We start from the raw sequence: 15,620 nt of genomic DNA on the forward strand, positions 1-15,620 counted from the left end.
TGACTTACTCGCCCGAGGCAGCTTCGGTGGAGCCTTCCGTCGCGCCGGTGAGCACGACTTCGGGCTTCTCCTCGCCCGCGGCCTTGGTCAGCTTCGCCTTACCGGTGAAGGTGAACTTGGCGTCTTCGCCGGAGCCCTCGCCGTCCCAGCCCTCGACGTCGACCTCGATGGTCTGGCCCGGACCGATCTCGCCGAAGAGAATCTTCTCCGACAGCTGGTCCTCGATCTCGCGCTGGATGGTGCGGCGCAGCGGCCGGGCACCGAGCACGGGATCGAAGCCACGCTTGGCCAACAGGTTCTTGGCGTTCGGGGTGAGCTCGATCGCCATGTCCTTGTTCTTCAGCTGCGTGGCGACGCGGCCGATCATCAGGTCCACCATCTCGACGATCTGCTCGTTGGTGAGCTGGTGGAAGACGATCACGTCGTCGATGCGGTTGAGGAACTCCGGCCGGAAGTGCTTCTTCAGCTCGTCGTTGACCTTGAGCTTCATCCGCTCGTAGTTCGAGCCCTCGTTGTTCGACTGGGTGAAGCCGAGACCAACGGCCTTCGAGATGTCCGAGGTGCCGAGGTTCGAGGTGAAGATCAGCACCGTGTTCTTGAAGTCCACGGTACGGCCCTGGCCATCGGTCAGGCGGCCATCCTCCAGGACCTGCAACAGGGTGTTGTAGATCTCCTGGTGGGCCTTCTCGATCTCGTCGAACAGCACGACCGAGAACGGCTTGCGGCGCACCTTCTCGGTGAGCTGGCCGCCCTCTTCGTAGCCGACGTAGCCCGGAGGGGCACCGAACAGCCGCGAAGCGGTGAAGCGGTCGTGGAACTCGCCCATGTCGATCTGGATGAGCGCGTCGTCGTCGCCGAACAGGAAGTTCGCCAGCGCCTTGGACAGCTCGGTCTTACCGACGCCGGACGGGCCGGCGAAGATGAACGAGCCGGACGGACGCTTCGGATCCTTCAGGCCGGCACGGGTGCGGCGAATGGCCTTGGAGACGGCCTTGACCGCGTCCTCCTGGCCGATGATCCGCTTGTGCAGCTCGTCTTCCATACGGAGCAGACGGGTAGTCTCCTCCTCGGTGAGCTTGAACACCGGAATACCGGTCCAGTTCGCCAGCACCTCGGCGATCTGCTCGTCGTCGACCTCGGCCACGACGTCCAGATCACCCGAACGCCACTGCTTCTCTCGCTCTGCCCGCTTGGCGACGAGCTGCTTCTCCTTGTCGCGCAGCCGCGCGGCCTTCTCGAAGTCCTGCGCGTCGATCGCGGACTCCTTCTCCCGGCGCGCCTCGGCGATCTTGTCGTCGAACTCGCGCAGGTCCGGCGGAGCGGTCATGCGACGGATGCGCATCCGCGCGCCCGCCTCGTCGATCAGGTCGATCGCCTTGTCCGGCAGGAACCGGTCGTTGATGTAGCGGTCGGCCAGGGTGGCGGCGGCCACCAACGCGCCGTCGGTGATGGAGACCCGGTGGTGCGCCTCGTAGCGGTCGCGCAGACCCTTGAGGATGTTGATGGTGTGCTCGACGGTCGGCTCGCCCACCTGCACCGGCTGGAACCGGCGCTCCAGGGCGGCGTCCTTCTCGATGTACTTGCGGTACTCGTCGAGGGTGGTCGCGCCGATGGTCTGCAGCTCGCCGCGGGCCAGCTTCGGCTTCAGGATCGAGGCCGCGTCGATGGCGCCCTCGGCGGCACCCGCACCGACCAGCGTGTGCAGCTCGTCGATGAACAGGATGATGTCGCCGCGGGTGTTGATCTCCTTGAGCACCTTCTTCAGGCGCTCTTCGAAGTCACCGCGGTAGCGGCTGCCCGCGACCAGGGAGCCCAGGTCGAGGGTGTAGAGCTGCTTGTCCTTCAGCGTCTCGGGGACCTCGCCGTTGACGATGGCCTGCGCGAGCCCCTCGACGACGGCGGTCTTGCCGACGCCGGGCTCGCCGATCAGCACCGGGTTGTTCTTGGTACGGCGGCTGAGCACCTGCATGACCCGCTCGATCTCTTTCGAGCGGCCGATGACCGGATCGAGTTTGCCCTCGAGCGCGGCCTGGGTCAGGTTGCGACCGAACTGGTCGAGCACGAGCGAGGTAGACGGTGTGCCCGCCTCGCCGCGCGAACCGGATTCGACCGGCTCCTTGCCCTGATATCCCGACAGCAACTGGATGACCTGCTGGCGCACACGGTTGAGATCGGCGCCCAGCTTCACCAGCACCTGCGCCGCCACGCCCTCGCCCTCACGGATGAGGCCGAGCAGGATGTGCTCCGTGCCGATGTAGTTGTGGCCGAGCTGCAGCGCTTCGCGAAGGCTCAGCTCCAGCACCTTCTTGGCGCGCGGGGTGAACGGGATATGACCGGACGGGGCCTGCTGGCCCTGGCCGATGATCTCCTCCACCTGGCTACGCACGCCTTCCAGCGAAATGCCGAGCGACTCCAGCGACTTGGCCGCGACGCCCTCACCCTCGTGAATCAGCCCCAGCAGGATGTGCTCGGTGCCGATGTAGTTGTGGTTGAGCATCCGGGCCTCTTCCTGGGCCAGGACAACGACACGCCTCGCGCGGTCGGTGAACCTCTCGAACATCGCTCCCTCACTCTCCTGCTCCGACATTCTGGCAACAGACGCCGCAGTGTGCTGTGTACAACAACCGTGGGCGTCAGCCTGCCATGAAGCCCGGGGGTTGCGGCCCCCGCCTCCACTCTAGTTGGCGGGGGATGCCACCGCCGCCGGTCCACCCTATTGCCGACCGGCGACAGCACGGTCATTCACTCATAACGTGGGCGTCGCGGGATTCGTTTCCGGCCGGGTTTTGCCCTCAGCGAACAAACCGTCCGCCGACCGGATCTGCGCCGCACACGTACGACCTCGGCCGCCTACCCCGTGTACGGGTCGACGAAACCGCAGGGCACCGGGCGTTGATGAGCGGGATCGAGCGCGTTGAGCACGTAGGTCGCGGCCCTCTTGCTGCCCGCTATGCCCGTATGCCCAGAGTAGTCCGTCGCGCAGCCGTCCTGAACCACGATGTTGGTCACATGGGGGCCGGTGACCAAGCCGGAGGTATACGGCACCACCAGTTCGTCCAGCTGGGTCGCGATATTGGTGTAGGTCACGTCGGGGTGGTAGACGCCGTCCGCGTTGAGCTCGCGCACGAACTCCGACCCTTGCAACACCTGCCTGCAGGCATTGCACGGCGATCCGGCCACGGCGTCGAACAGCGGACCGAGGCCGAGGCGTGTGCCGAACGCGTTCAGGTCCGCCATGCCGTACGCGTTCGAGCCTTGCCACGGCGGGGCCAGACCGACCATCTTGTCCACCTTGCCCGCGCCAGCGAGCCGTTTGACGAAGTAGTTGCCGATGAAGTTGCCCTGGGAATGGCCGACGAGGTCGACCTTGTGCGCACCGGTCGCGGCGCGCACCCGGTCTACGAAGGCGGCGAGCTGAGCCGCGCTCTGCTCGATCGGGAGCATGCCACCGATGGCCGACGCGGGCCACGGCAGGTCGTAGGCGCCGAACGTGGCCGAGTACACGCAGTAGCCCTCGTTGGCCAGCAGCGGCGCGTACACGCCCCAGTTCGTCTGTGCGCCACCGCCCGTGCCGTGCACGAGGACCACGGGGTTCGGATGCTCGGAGTTCGGCCGGCAGGACCAGTCGTTGGTGCCGGGCAGCGAACCACCCGGATTGGACAGTTCGGCGGGAATGCCCGCGAAGAAGTTGAACTCGACCGGATATCGCTCCTGCGCGTGCGCAGCGCCCGCGGTGGCGCACACCGCGGCGAGCAGAACGATGAACAACGAAAAGCCTGGGACACGCCGCACGATAGCCTCCCGGTCCGGATCGTCTTCGGGGAAGCTACCGCACGGAGTGGCCCAGACGGCGCAGATTCCGGCGGGTCGTTGCGGAAACTAGCTCTGACCGAAGGCCGACGCGCCGGACGGGTACGGCGCCGTGTACTCGCCTGCGGTAGTCCGGCCCGGCGCCGCAGCGGCGGATGCCTTCCCCTGCTGGATTCCCGCGACGAACAGCGCACCGCACAGCACCAGGAAGGCCAGCGTGTGGAAGACGCCGCGCACGATGTTCCAACGCACCCAGGCGGATTCGAAATCGGCGCGCACCGCCGCCGGGTCGGCGATCGACGCCGGGTCGCCCGCGGCGGCCAGTTGGTCGTTGAGCGGAACATTCAGCCCGGAGGTCACCGCGAAGGCGATCACGTTGAGCACCAGAGCCAGGCCGATCCAGATCAGCGTGCTCCGGTGCTCACGTCCCAGATGCAGCGCCGCGGCCAGGATGGTGAACCCCACCGTGCCGAGGAAGCCGATCATGAACCAGGGATTGATGATCACCACGTTGATCTTCTGCATCGCGTCGATCATCGCGCGATCGTCGGTGCGGGCCAGCGCGGGCATCACCGAATTGGCGTACGCGTAGAAAAGGCCCGCGACCAGGCCCGTAGCCAGTGTGGCGAGCACCAGTGCGGCGAGACGTGTGGCGGTCATGACTTTCCTCCTGCTTCGGAAACCGGCCGGAGCCATCGCCCCGGTCACTTGTCTCCGAGTCAAGCCGTCGCCGCCGCGACTCTCCATGGTCGAGAAGCTCGATCGGATGAGCGAGCGTCTACGGTGGACGTCTCACAGGTCCCGATCGGAAATGAGCCCACTCTGCATGGCCAGTCCAGCCAGCCGCACCCGCTTCTGGTTCTGCGGCAGATCCTCCACCCCGAACTTGGCGAACAACGCGCGTAGATGGGTCTTGATCGCGTCGACGCTGAGGAACAACTCCTCGGCGATCTGCTGATTCGAGGCGGGAGTGGCGAAACCCGCGCCGTGCTTGTACGGGCGGCACAGCGCGACCAGGACCGAGCGCTGCGTTTCGGTGAGCGACCGCGCGGTGGGTATCGAGCCGGTGGAGGTACGGGTGATGTCGTCGGACACGCCGCCGAAGTCGTGAAAGGACACCCGAGACGTACCGACCCGGATGACGTCGCCCGCCATCAGTCTGCGGCGGCCGACCAGCCGGTCCCCGTTGACGAAAGTGCCGTTGCGGGAGAGGCCGTCGTCCACGATGGTCCAGTGCGCACCCAGGTATTCGACCGCCGCGTGCAGCCGGGACACCTCGGCGTCCCAGCTCAGGGCGAGATCGGCATGCGGGGAGCGGCCGATGGTGACGCGGCCGCGGTCGGGCGTGAGCGTGAGCTCCTGCTGCCGACCGGCGTCATCGGTGAACCGCAAGAATGATCCGACGAATCCTGTCACTGCGCCGATACCTCACCTCTCCATACCGCCAGTGACCTTCGCACGTTTCCATGGTGCCGCTTCCGGGTACCACGAGCAAGATCGATTCATCCGCCGTGACGGGCCACCGTGCGATCCGGTCTCGCTGCTATATCGAAGCCCTATCACAAACAAGACCGCCGTCCCGACGTCGCACGATTCGCCGGGACGGCGGCCGGAAAAAGAACTATCCCTTCGCGGCCTTGTTGTACGCGTCGGTGATGTCGGCGGAGATGCGGCCCCGCGCGGACACCTTGTGTCCATTACGGCGCGCCCACTCACGAATTGCGGCGCTTTGTTCCCGATCGATCGAGACCCGGCTCTTCGGAGTGCCCGTTGCGGCCGCGGCGGCCTTGACCCGGCGCCGGCCGCTGACCCGGCGCGCATTCGAAACCCACTCCTCCAAACCGTCGCGCAGCTTCGCCGCATTTGCCGACGACAGGTCGATCTCGTACGACACACCGTCGATCGCAAACTCGATGGTCTCGTCTGCGATGGACTCACCGTCGACATCGTCGATCAGGCTAACGGTGACCTTCTTTGCCATGAGATGAACGTCCTCTCGAAATCGTGCGACCCGCATACTAGGCCGATTACCCGAGGCAAGAATACCTCGAATTCCGGAAATTCCAAGACGGAGCCGCTGCTTTGCAATCCAGTGGTCACCTGGTGACCGGACGCACAATTGGGAACAGTATCGTTTCTCGGATTCCCAAACCGGTCAACGCCATCAACAACCGATCGATTCCCATACCCGTTCCGGTCGTCGGCGGCATGCCGTGCTCCATCGCGGCGAGGAAGTCCTCGTCCAGCACCATCGCCTCGTCGTCGCCCTGCGCGGCCAACCTGGCCTGGTCGACGAACCGCTCCCGCTGGATCACCGGGTCGACCAACTCCGAATAGCCCGTGGCCAACTCGAAGCCGCGCACATAGAGGTCCCACTTCTCCGTGACGCCGGCGGTGCTGCGATGCTGCCTGGTCAACGGGGATGTCTCCACCGGGAAGTCGCGCACGAAAGTCGGTGCGTACAGCTTGTCACCATACTGGTGTTCCCAAAGTTCCTCGACGAGTTTCCCGTGACCGTAGCCCTTGCCCTCCGGAATTTCCAGACCGACCCGATCCGCGAGTGCGCGCAATTCGGCGACCGATGTTTCGGGAGTGACCTGCACACCCAGCGCATCGGACAGCGACGGGTACATCTCGACGGTGGCCCACTCGCCACGGAGATCGTATTCGGTGCCGTCGGCCAGGGTCACCACCTGCGTGCCGAACGCCTCCTGCGCCACTTCCTGCACCAATTCCCGGGTCATCACCGCCGAGTCGTCATAGGTGCCGTAAGCCTGGTACGTCTCCAGCATCGCGAACTCTGGGGAATGCGTGGAGTCCGCGCCCTCGTTGCGGAAGTTCCGGTTGATCTCGAAGACCCGCTCCAAGCCGCCGACCACGCAGCGCTTCAGGAACAACTCGGGTGCGATGCGCAGGAAGAGGTCCATATCGAGGGCATTGGAATGGGTGACGAACGGCCGGGCCGCAGCGCCGCCGTGCAGCGTCTGCAGCATCGGCGTCTCCACCTCGAGAAAGCCTCTGCGCTCGAGCGCGTTGCGCAGCGCGCGCACCACGGCGATGCGGGTACGGGCCATCTCCCTGGCCTCAGGGCGCACGATCAAGTCGACATAACGCTGCCGGACCCGCGACTCCTCGTTCATCTCCTTGTGCGCCACCGGCAGCGGCCGCAGGGCCTTCGCCGCCATGAACCAGGAATCGGCCATGACGCTCAGTTCCCCGGTTCGCGAAGAGATGACCTCACCGTGCACGAAAACGAAGTCACCGAGGTCGACGTCCGCCTTCCAGGCGGCAAGCGCGTCCGCGCCGACCCCGTTCAGACTGATCATCGCCTGCAGCTTGGTGCCGTCGCCTTCCTGCAGTGTCGCGAAACACAACTTGCCGGTATTACGAAGGAATATGACACGCCCGGCGACGCCCACCTCTTGTCCCGTGGAGGTGTCGGCGGCCAGGTCCGGATATGCGGCCCGAATTTCCGCCAGGGTATGCGTACGCGGCACGACGACGGGATACGCCTCGCCACCGGCCGCGAGCAGCCGCTCCCGCTTCTCCCGGCGAATCCGTATCTGCTCCGGGGCATCGTCGGCGGCGGGCGCCACAGCGGGCCGCGAATCCGATGTCGATGCGGTCGAAGAGGCAGAGTTCGGGGTGCTCACATCGAACAACCCTAGCGTGCACCGGAAATCGTTTTGCGCGCCGCCCGGACTCCGACCCGGAGTAACGAAACGGTATCGATGCGGCGCACCGCCCGGGACGTCCCGGTCCGTGTCCCGGAGACGCGAAATAGCCGGTGCGCATCATAGTGTGTGCGAAAACACCTGCGCGCCCGGCTATTTCGAGATGGAAGTGTTGGCGGGAAATTACAGCGAGGCGAGCGCCTCGGCCTCACGCACGAAGTGCGACGCCCCGACGGCGACGTTCAACAGCCCCGCCGCCTTCAACGCCTGGTAGCCGCCCACCAGATCGGTCGCCCGGTGCAGCCCGAGTTGCTGCAGGGCGGCGGCGGCCAAGCTGGAGGTATAGCCCTCGGAGCAGACGACGATCCATTCCACGTCGTGATCGGCGGCCAGCGCCAAGCGGGCCGAACTGGTGGGGTCCAGCCGCCATTCCAGGACATTGCGCTCGATCACCAAGGCGCCGGGCAAGGTGCCCTCGCGTCCGCGTTGCGCCTGCGGCCGGATATCCACCAGAATGGCGCCCCGCTCGATGGCTTCCGGCAATTCGAAGGCATAGATCCGGTCGAGTTGTGCCCGTGCGTTCTCGAGCATCTGATCGATGGTCAAACGGGTCATCACATGTCACCTTCGGGCTGGTCGGTGAGGACGGTTCGGGTGCGCCGCAGGGTGCCGTGGCCGGTCACCTCGTAATACGACATGGCGGTGAGCGGCGGGGAATAGGCGTGCACGCTGAGCGTCGGATCGAGCGGGCCCGCGGATTCGACGGCGCCGGGCACGTCGGCGGGCGCCCGCATGACGTCGTGCACCCAGCCGATCGGGAACGAGGCCTGGTCACCCGCCGCCAGCGTACGGAAACGTAATTCCGTTCCGTTCCAACGGTATTCGGATAACGCGCCGCTGAGCACGGTGAGCGCGCCGAGCGACCCGGCGTGGTCGTGCAGCTCGGTCGACTTGCCCGGCGTCCAGCTGATCAGCCAGACGTCGACCTCGTCGTCGGCGAGCAGCCTGGTCGCCCAGCGCTCGTCGTGCGGCCATTTCCCATCAGCGGGAAGCAGATGGTCATAGCGACCGGCGAGCACGTCCTCGGCGCCCTCGTCGGTCAGCCGCAGCAGATCGGCCGGGCGCAGCCGAGTGGGCAGAGCGGGTGCCACCGAGCGTTCCACCGGCGGAGTAGCCGACAGCGCCGTACGCGCGGAAGAAAGGGAAAGAACAGAAGAACGCATGAGCGAATCTCCAGGAGGAAGGTAACGGTCGAGGGCGGGAACTCAGCCTCGATCGGTCGAGGCACGTCAGCCTCGACAACACTCCTGGGTGCTCACGATGAAAGTCACGAGAGGGAGTTTAACAGCATGCGATGCGGTGTCGACAAGTCCCTGGCCTGCGACGAATCCAACACCGCGCATATCAGACATTTCCCTTGCGCCGCTGGTTGCGTTCGTATACGAGCCGCAGGCCGGTCAACGTGAGATGCGGATCGTGGTCGTCGATCGTTTCCGATTCCGGGACGATCAGCGGCGCGGTCGCGCCGGTCGCCACCACCGCGACATCGTCGCCGGCGAAGGCGTCGAACTCGTCGCGAATCCGATCGATCAGGCCGTCGACCAGCCCGGCGAAACCGAATACCGCGCCGGACTGCATGCATTCCATGCTGTTCTTCCCCAGCACCGACCGTGGCCTGGTCAACTCCGCCCGCCGCAGCGCACTGCGTTCTACCAGGGCTTCCGTGGAGATCTCCACACCGGGTGCGATGATCCCGCCAAGAAACTCGCCCTTCTGCGACACCAGATCGACGCAGATCGCCGTGCCGAAATCGACGACGATCGCGGGCCCGGAATACCGCTGGTAGGCGGCCAGGCAATTGACGATGCGGTCGGCGCCGACTTCTTTCGGATTGTCCACCAGCAGCGGAATCCCAGTGCGCACACCGGGTTCCACCAACACGTGCGGAACGTGTGCCCAGTATTGGCCGAGCATGCCGCGCAGTTCGCGCAGCACGGGCGGCACCGTCGAAAGCGCCGAGACGCCGATCACCTCGTCCAGTTGCGCGCCGACCAACCCGCGCACCTGCATGGCGAATTCGTCGGCGGTCAGCAACGGATTGGTGTGGATACGCCAGTGGCGCACCAGTTTCGAATGCGCTCCGGAACCGGAGAACAAGCCGAGTTCGATACTCGTATTGCGGACATCGATGGTCAGCAACATGTCCGGTCGCCGCTGTTCAGACGAACGACAGCGAGCGCGGCGAGGTCAGGCCCGAGCCCTCCGGTGCGTGCGCCGGGTCCGAACCGAGCTCGACCGGGCGGTTGCGCTCGTCGACGAAGACCACCTTGGGGTCGTACTCCTTCAGTTCCTGCTCGTTCAGCTGGCCGTAGGCGATCAGGATGACGAGGTCGCCGGGATGCACCAGGTGGGCGGCGGCGCCGTTGATTCCGATCACCCCCGAACCCCGCTCACCGGCGATCACGTAGGTCTCCAGGCGGGCGCCGTTGTCGATGTCGACGATGCAGACCTGCTCGCCTTCCAGCAGATCGGCGGCGTCGAGCAGATCCTGGTCCACGGTGACCGAGCCGACGTAGTGCAGGTCGGCGTGCGTCACGGTGGCACGGTGGATCTTCGACTTCATCATGGTGCGCAGCATTGCGTCGACCTTTCTAGTTCGCGGGAGGAAACGGGGCGGGATTCGACACCGCCGGAACGGACCGGGGGTCCGCGGCGGGCCGCGAACCGGAGACGTTGGGATGGCCATCGATCGGAGCGCCGAGCGTGACGGCGATGTTGTCGATGAGCCGGGTAGTGCCCACCCGGGCCGCGATCAGCAATCTGGCGTTGCCCGCGGCCGGGGCGGGGCCCAGGGTGGCCGAGCGCAATTCCAGGTAGTCGACGTCCACGCCGGGCACGGCGTCGAGCACCTGACGGGCGGCCGCGAGCACCGCGTCGCCGCCGAGTCCGCCCGCGTGCTTGCCCGCCGACAGGGCGGCCGACAAGGCGAGCGCCGATTCGCGCTGCACGGGGTCGAGGTAGCGATTGCGTGAGGACATGGCCAAGCCGTCGGCCTCACGGACGGTGACCACCGGCGTGATCTTCACGTCGAAGTTCAGATCGCGAACCATCTGCCGGATCAACGTGAGCTGCTGGTAGTCCTTCTCGCCGAAGAACGCCTCGGTCGGCCGCGCGATCTGCAGGAGCTTGGCGACCACGGTGAACATGCCCGCGAAATGGGTCGGGCGGCTCGCCCCTTCCAGCTCCGCGCCGAGCGGGCCTGGCTGCACCGTGGTCCGCGGGCCGTCCGGATACATGTCGGACACGCTGGGCGCGAACACCAGCTCGACACCCTCCGCGCGCAACAGCTCGACGTCGGCGTCCAGCGTGCGCGGGTACTTGTCCAGGTCTTCGTTCACCCCGAACTGCAACGGGTTGACGAAGACCGAGACGATGACCACCTGGTTGGTCCGCTTGGCCAGCCGCACGATCTCCAGGTGCCCCTCGTGCAGCGCACCCATGGTCGGCACCAGCGCGACGGTACGGCCGACGCCGCGCAGCGCGGCGGACACCGCGCCGAGCACTGCGGGATCGTGGTGCACGGTCAGTGCACCGGGCCGGTAGGCGCCGCGCAGTTTCGGGTCCAACATCAGCGTCCTTCCAGCAGTTCGATGACGGCGGGGGCGGTGCCCGCGCGTTCCGCCGTGCGTAGCGACAGTGCGCGATACGCCTCAGCCAGCTTGGCGTCGACCGACGCCAGCGCGGTCAGATGCGCGGCCACCGCGTCCGCGTCACCACGGGCAACCGGGCCGGTCAGCGCGGACTGGCCGCGCCGCAACGCGTTGTCCAGCGCCGCCGATGCCAGGGGCGCGAGCAGGCGCTCGGCCAGGCCGTTGGGCTGCTCGTCGACCAGCTGCTGGCCCATCAGGCCGGGGCCGGCCAGGGCGGCGCGCAACGCGGCCACCGCGTCGACGATCACCGTGACCAGGTGATTGCTCCCGTGCGCGAGCGCGGCGTGGTACAGCGGCCGGTTCTCCTCCGGCACCCGGACCGGCTCGCCGCCCATCTCGATCACCAGCGACTGCGCGATGGCGTAGCCGACCTCATCGGCGGCGGTGATGCCGAAGCACGCGTTGCCGAGGCGGTTCACGTCCTCGTCGTGTCCGGTGAAGGTCATGGCCGGGTGGATGGCCAGCGGAAGCGCGCCGATCTCGGCCAGGGGCGCGAGTACGCCGACGCCGTTCGCGCCGGACGTGTGGGCGACGATGGTGCCAGGACGGACGACTTCCGCACCGGCCAGACCGCGAACGAGGCCGGGAAGCTCGGCGTCGGGCACGGCCAGCAACAGCAGCTCGCTGCGGGCGGCCACCTGTTCGATCGGCAGGATCTCCGAATCGGGCAGCCGGGTCCGGGCACGCCGCACCGACGCGTCGGAGATCGCGCAGACGCCGAACACGACGTGTCCGGCGCGCTCGAGTGCGACGCCCAATGCCGAGCCCACGCGTCCCGCCGAGACGATTCCCACCGTCAGGCGTGCGGGCGCGGGGTCGTGGCCCGAAGCAGCGTTGTCGGAATTCACGCTTCTCGAGGTCAACGTTGTCCTCTCGATGTCGTTCCAGTCCCGCCATGCGGGTACCGGACGGTACGCCACGAGGATATCTACAGGTGCTTCGCCGCCGCCACGGGGTGTCCGCGTGATCTAGGCCGCAGTACCGGGCCGGGCCCCGGGCCGCTCACCGGCGGTCGCGCTCCTCGGATTGCAGGTTGGCCATGATCTCCGCGACCGAGAGACGACGTGACGGCGTCTCGTCGTCGCTTTCCGCCCGGCGGCGCCTGCGCGCGCTCGGCGTGCCCATGGCGGGCGCCGAGGCCGGCCGAGGGGCCGGTTCCGGCGTCGGCTGGGGCCGTGCGGCGGGCTGGGTGGGTGGCTCGTCCAGCGGCTCCTCGTCCACCGTCTCGGTGAAGGCGTCGGCCCAGCCGCGCGGCCCGGCGTAGCGCGCCCGCTCCGCGTCGGCCTGGTCGGCGTCGTCGAGGGAGACGACCGCGGTCTCCGCGGTGACCGGATCATCGAAGGGGCTGGCGAACACCGGTGGCTCGGGATGGTCGGGCTCGAAGATCGGCGTCATACTGCTACGTGGTTGCTGGTCGGCGAACATCGACCACATCCCGGCATTCGCGGAGCTATTGTTCCCCGGTTCCGTGCCGGAGCTGGTCAGCTCCTGGATCCTGGTCGCGTCGGCGCGCAACGCGGGGCGATCCATCGGCAGATCGCCGTCGAACAGCCGCTGCAGGCTCTGCCGCAGCACGGTGAGCTCCGCGCGCAAGGCCGCGAGTTCGGTCGCGTCGGCGCCCACCTCCTCGCGGACCCGCGCCTCTACGCCGAGCTCGTACTCGCGGCGCGCGCTGACCTCACGCTCCAGCTGCAACGCGTAGACGGTTTGCAGATCGCGGACCTTCGCCTTGTCGATCGTCGCCTCTTTGCGGTACTTCGTCGCAGCAAGAGCCCCGATCGCCGCGGCCCACAGGGCCGCGACCAGACCTACCCGTACGAACTCGACACTGTTGCTGAAGATCAGGAAAACACTGGCAACCAGACCGAGCACGATCAGGACGCCGACGAATAATTTTCCCGCGTCGTCCCGCCGTCCACGGGAAGTGCTGCTACGGGAGGGTGAAACCATGCCAGCCAGGGTAGCCAATTGCTTCGGCCACGCCCAGATTCCGGTTTTGTGATTAAGTTCGTGAAACTAGCTATGTAGTTGCCGCATCGTCGGTGGGATCCTCCGGCGCCCGGCAGCAGTACTCCAGCCAGAGGGCCGCAGCAACCAAAGCGAAGCCCGCCAGCATCCCGACGATCGCGCCGGGGCTGTCGGCCGCGGCCGCGCGCAAGGTGCCGCGCTGCGGGAAGACCCAGCACAGGAATCCGAGCCAGATACCCGCGGCGATCGAACCGACCTGCGCCGACGCCTTGGCCAACGCGACGGCGCGGGCCGCCGTGATCGGATGCAACTGGTGACGTCCATCGCCGATCTGGTGGTCGTTGACCCGCGCCCGGATGACGAAAGCGAGCACCGCTTCGATCGCGGCCACCGGATACAGCGAGGCGCCCGCGAAGATCGAGATCGGCGGGAAGCTGTCATAGGCCACCCGGGTGGCGATCCACGCGACGATCGCGGCGATCAGCACGTTCGCCACGAGGTCGAGTATGCGAGTCGGCTTCAGTTTCACGACGGCGCGCCCGTCAGCGAGAACTCGGTGCGACGCACCCCGGCGCGTTCGTCCGGATCGAGCCCGGCCAGCAGATCCGCGACAGCGTGCGGCACGCCGTCGACCTCGAGCACCGCGTCCGGCATCACGTCCAGCCACGGCGCCAGCACGAAGGCGCGCCGATGCGCCTGCGGGTGCGGCAGGATGAGATCCGGGTCGGCGCTACGGCACGCGACCGGCACACCGCCGCGCAGTTCGGCGCACCACACCACGTCCACGTCGAGTGTGCGTGCGCCCCAGCGCACTTCACGCACTCGTCCCGAGGCCTGCTCCAGCTCCTGCCCGCGAAGCAGCCAGTCGGCGCAGCCGAAGGCCGGATCCTCTACCAGCACAGCGGCATTGAGATAGTCGCCTTGCGGGACGCCACCCCAGGGCGCGGTGGAATACACGGCGGAGACCGCCAGCACGCGATGGCCGAACCCGTCCAGGACGCTACGCAGATGCGCGAGCCGATCACCCAGATTCGAGCCGATGGACAGCACGGCACGGGTCATCGGCGCACCTCCGCGGCGCCCGGCACGGTGAAAAACACCGCGCCGCAGTTCCGCTCGCTCATCCGGCGGGCTCCCCCCGGTGACGGGAGGTGATCACCCGCACATCGGCGAACGTGTGCGGGATCGGCGCGGACGGCTTGTGCAACACCACCTCGACCGACCGGACCCGCGGATCGGTCATCACGTCGTCGGCGATCTCCGAGACCACCGTCTCGATGAGATTGCGCGGCGGTCCCTGGACGATGCGCACCGCGCGTTCGGCCAGCGCGCCGTAGTCCACGGTGGCCGCCAGGTCGTCGGACGCCGCCGCCACGTCGAAGTCCACCCATACCGTCAGGTCGACCAGGAACTCCTGGCCGTCGCGGCGCTCGTGCTCGAACACGCCGTGGTGCCCGTAGGCGCGCAGGCCGCGCAACTCGATGCGGTCGGCGCCGCGCCGGATCGCCGAATCACCCGGCGGTGACTCATCTTCGGCGTGAATCGGGGACCGGCTCATCGTCGAGCTCCTTGCGCACTGGATCGGGCGGTGTCGTGCTGTTCGGCGCGCTGCCGTGCGGCATTCTGCCACGCGTCGGTGACCGTGATGGCGTCCAGCGAGGCGCGCACGTCGTGCACCCGCACACCCCACGCGCCGTGCACCGCGGCCAGCGCCGAGATGGTCGCGGTGGCCGTCTCCCTGCCGTCCGGTGGACGCGGCCCCGCCTCGTCGGCGAGCAGGGAGCCGAGAAAACGCTTGCGAGACGCCCCGATCAGGACCGGGAGCCCGTTCGCGACCAATTCCGGCAGCGCGCCGAGCAGAGCCCAGTTGTGTTCGGCGTTCTTCGCGAAGCCCAAGCCGGGGTCGAGAATCAGCCGGGACGGCTCCACGCCCGCGGCGACGGCCGAGTCCACCTGCGCGGTCAACTCGGCGAGCACCTCCGCGACCACGTCGTCGTAGTGGTCCGCCGGCCCGGTGTGCCGGTAGTCGGCGCCCGCCCGCCAGTGCATGAGGATCCACGGGACCCGCGCGGAGGCGACCACACGCACCATGTCGGCATCGGCGCGGCCGCCGGAGACGTCGTTCACCACCGACACCCCGGCTTCGATCGCGGCTTCGGCGACGGCGGCGCGCATGGTGTCCACGCTGGTCGGCACGCCCTCCGCGACCAGTCCGCGGATGACCGGTGTCACCCGTGCGGTCTCGGTAGCCGCGTCGACGCGGACCGCACCCGGCCTGGTCGACTCGCCGCCGACGTCGATGACGTCCGCGCCCGCGGCGTGCAGCCGAACGCCGTGCGCGATGGCCAGCTCGGGATCGAGGTATCGCCCGCCGTCGGAGAACGAATCACTGGTGACGTTCACCACACCCATCACCACACAGGAGCGCCCGTCGCGGGCGCCGAGGCTCTCGAAGCGC

General features: G+C 67.4%; 17 protein-coding genes. All 17 read right to left on the minus strand.

The window, feature by feature from the left end; genetic code table 11:
• Window positions 1–4 precede the first annotated feature (4 nt).
• Entirely contained in the window at window positions 5–2,560 is a 2,556-nt protein-coding gene (locus tag ACWEH3_RS08750) for an ATP-dependent Clp protease ATP-binding subunit (protein ID WP_450018146.1), read from the minus strand.
• 290 nt (window positions 2,561–2,850) lie between these two features.
• Window positions 2,851–3,792 (minus strand): esterase/lipase family protein, encoded by a 942-nt coding sequence (locus tag ACWEH3_RS08755; RefSeq protein WP_450018144.1) that lies wholly within the window; start codon window positions 3,790–3,792, stop codon window positions 2,851–2,853.
• 87 nt (window positions 3,793–3,879) lie between these two features.
• On the minus strand, window positions 3,880–4,470 hold the full coding sequence (locus tag ACWEH3_RS08760; protein WP_450018142.1) for an anthrone oxygenase family protein: 591 nt from the start codon (window positions 4,468–4,470) through the stop codon (window positions 3,880–3,882).
• A 132-nt stretch (window positions 4,471–4,602) separates the two neighbouring features.
• Window positions 4,603–5,202: an FHA domain-containing protein gene (locus ACWEH3_RS08765; protein WP_355079137.1), complete on the minus strand. Its 600-nt coding sequence runs from the start codon at window positions 5,200–5,202 to the stop codon at window positions 4,603–4,605.
• Window positions 5,203–5,431: 229 nt separating this feature from the next.
• Window positions 5,432–5,791 (minus strand): histone-like nucleoid-structuring protein Lsr2, encoded by a 360-nt coding sequence (locus tag ACWEH3_RS08770; protein ID WP_039794672.1) that lies wholly within the window; start codon window positions 5,789–5,791, stop codon window positions 5,432–5,434.
• Window positions 5,792–5,906: 115 nt separating this feature from the next.
• Window positions 5,907–7,406: a lysine--tRNA ligase gene (lysS, locus tag ACWEH3_RS08775; protein WP_355079258.1), complete on the minus strand. Its 1,500-nt coding sequence runs from the start codon at window positions 7,404–7,406 to the stop codon at window positions 5,907–5,909.
• 261 nt (window positions 7,407–7,667) lie between these two features.
• On the minus strand, window positions 7,668–8,090 hold the full coding sequence (locus ACWEH3_RS08780; RefSeq protein ID WP_355079260.1) for a rhodanese-like domain-containing protein: 423 nt from the start codon (window positions 8,088–8,090) through the stop codon (window positions 7,668–7,670).
• 8 nt (window positions 8,091–8,098) lie between these two features.
• Window positions 8,099–8,707 (minus strand): cysteine dioxygenase, encoded by a 609-nt coding sequence (locus ACWEH3_RS08785; RefSeq protein WP_450018139.1) that lies wholly within the window; start codon window positions 8,705–8,707, stop codon window positions 8,099–8,101.
• A gap of 181 nt (window positions 8,708–8,888) precedes the next feature.
• A complete protein-coding gene (locus tag ACWEH3_RS08790; protein ID WP_450018137.1) occupies window positions 8,889–9,686 on the minus strand; it encodes a type III pantothenate kinase in 798 nt (265 codons plus the stop codon).
• A gap of 16 nt (window positions 9,687–9,702) precedes the next feature.
• The gene (gene panD / locus ACWEH3_RS08795; RefSeq protein WP_355079144.1) at window positions 9,703–10,122 is read right to left on the minus strand and encodes an aspartate 1-decarboxylase; all 420 of its coding nucleotides are present in this window, start codon (window positions 10,120–10,122) and stop codon (window positions 9,703–9,705) included.
• Window positions 10,123–10,135: 13 nt separating this feature from the next.
• Entirely contained in the window at window positions 10,136–11,113 is a 978-nt protein-coding gene (gene panC, locus ACWEH3_RS08800; protein WP_450018135.1) for a pantoate--beta-alanine ligase, read from the minus strand.
• Window positions 11,113–12,057: a Rossmann-like and DUF2520 domain-containing protein gene (locus ACWEH3_RS08805; protein WP_450018133.1), complete on the minus strand. Its 945-nt coding sequence runs from the start codon at window positions 12,055–12,057 to the stop codon at window positions 11,113–11,115. Before ACWEH3_RS08805 ends, panC begins: the two co-directional genes overlap by 1 nt.
• A gap of 139 nt (window positions 12,058–12,196) precedes the next feature.
• Entirely contained in the window at window positions 12,197–13,144 is a 948-nt protein-coding gene (locus ACWEH3_RS08810) for a DUF6779 domain-containing protein (RefSeq protein ID WP_450018131.1), read from the minus strand.
• Window positions 13,145–13,214: 70 nt separating this feature from the next.
• Window positions 13,215–13,685 carry a DUF3180 domain-containing protein gene (locus tag ACWEH3_RS08815; RefSeq protein ID WP_450018193.1) on the minus strand — a complete coding sequence of 157 codons (471 nt, stop codon included), beginning with the start codon at window positions 13,683–13,685 and terminating at the stop codon, window positions 13,215–13,217.
• A gap of 2 nt (window positions 13,686–13,687) precedes the next feature.
• Complete coding sequence (gene folK / locus ACWEH3_RS08820; protein WP_450018129.1) at window positions 13,688–14,224, minus strand: 2-amino-4-hydroxy-6-hydroxymethyldihydropteridine diphosphokinase; 537 nt, start codon at window positions 14,222–14,224, stop codon at window positions 13,688–13,690.
• A gap of 58 nt (window positions 14,225–14,282) precedes the next feature.
• On the minus strand, window positions 14,283–14,720 hold the full coding sequence (gene folB / locus ACWEH3_RS08825; RefSeq protein ID WP_450018127.1) for a dihydroneopterin aldolase: 438 nt from the start codon (window positions 14,718–14,720) through the stop codon (window positions 14,283–14,285).
• Window positions 14,717–15,574: a dihydropteroate synthase gene (gene folP, locus ACWEH3_RS08830; protein WP_450018191.1), complete on the minus strand. Its 858-nt coding sequence runs from the start codon at window positions 15,572–15,574 to the stop codon at window positions 14,717–14,719. Before folP ends, folB begins: the two co-directional genes overlap by 4 nt.
• Window positions 15,575–15,620: the final 46 nt, after the last annotated feature.

The sequence above is a fragment of the Nocardia sp. NPDC004718 genome (genome assembly GCF_053601535.1).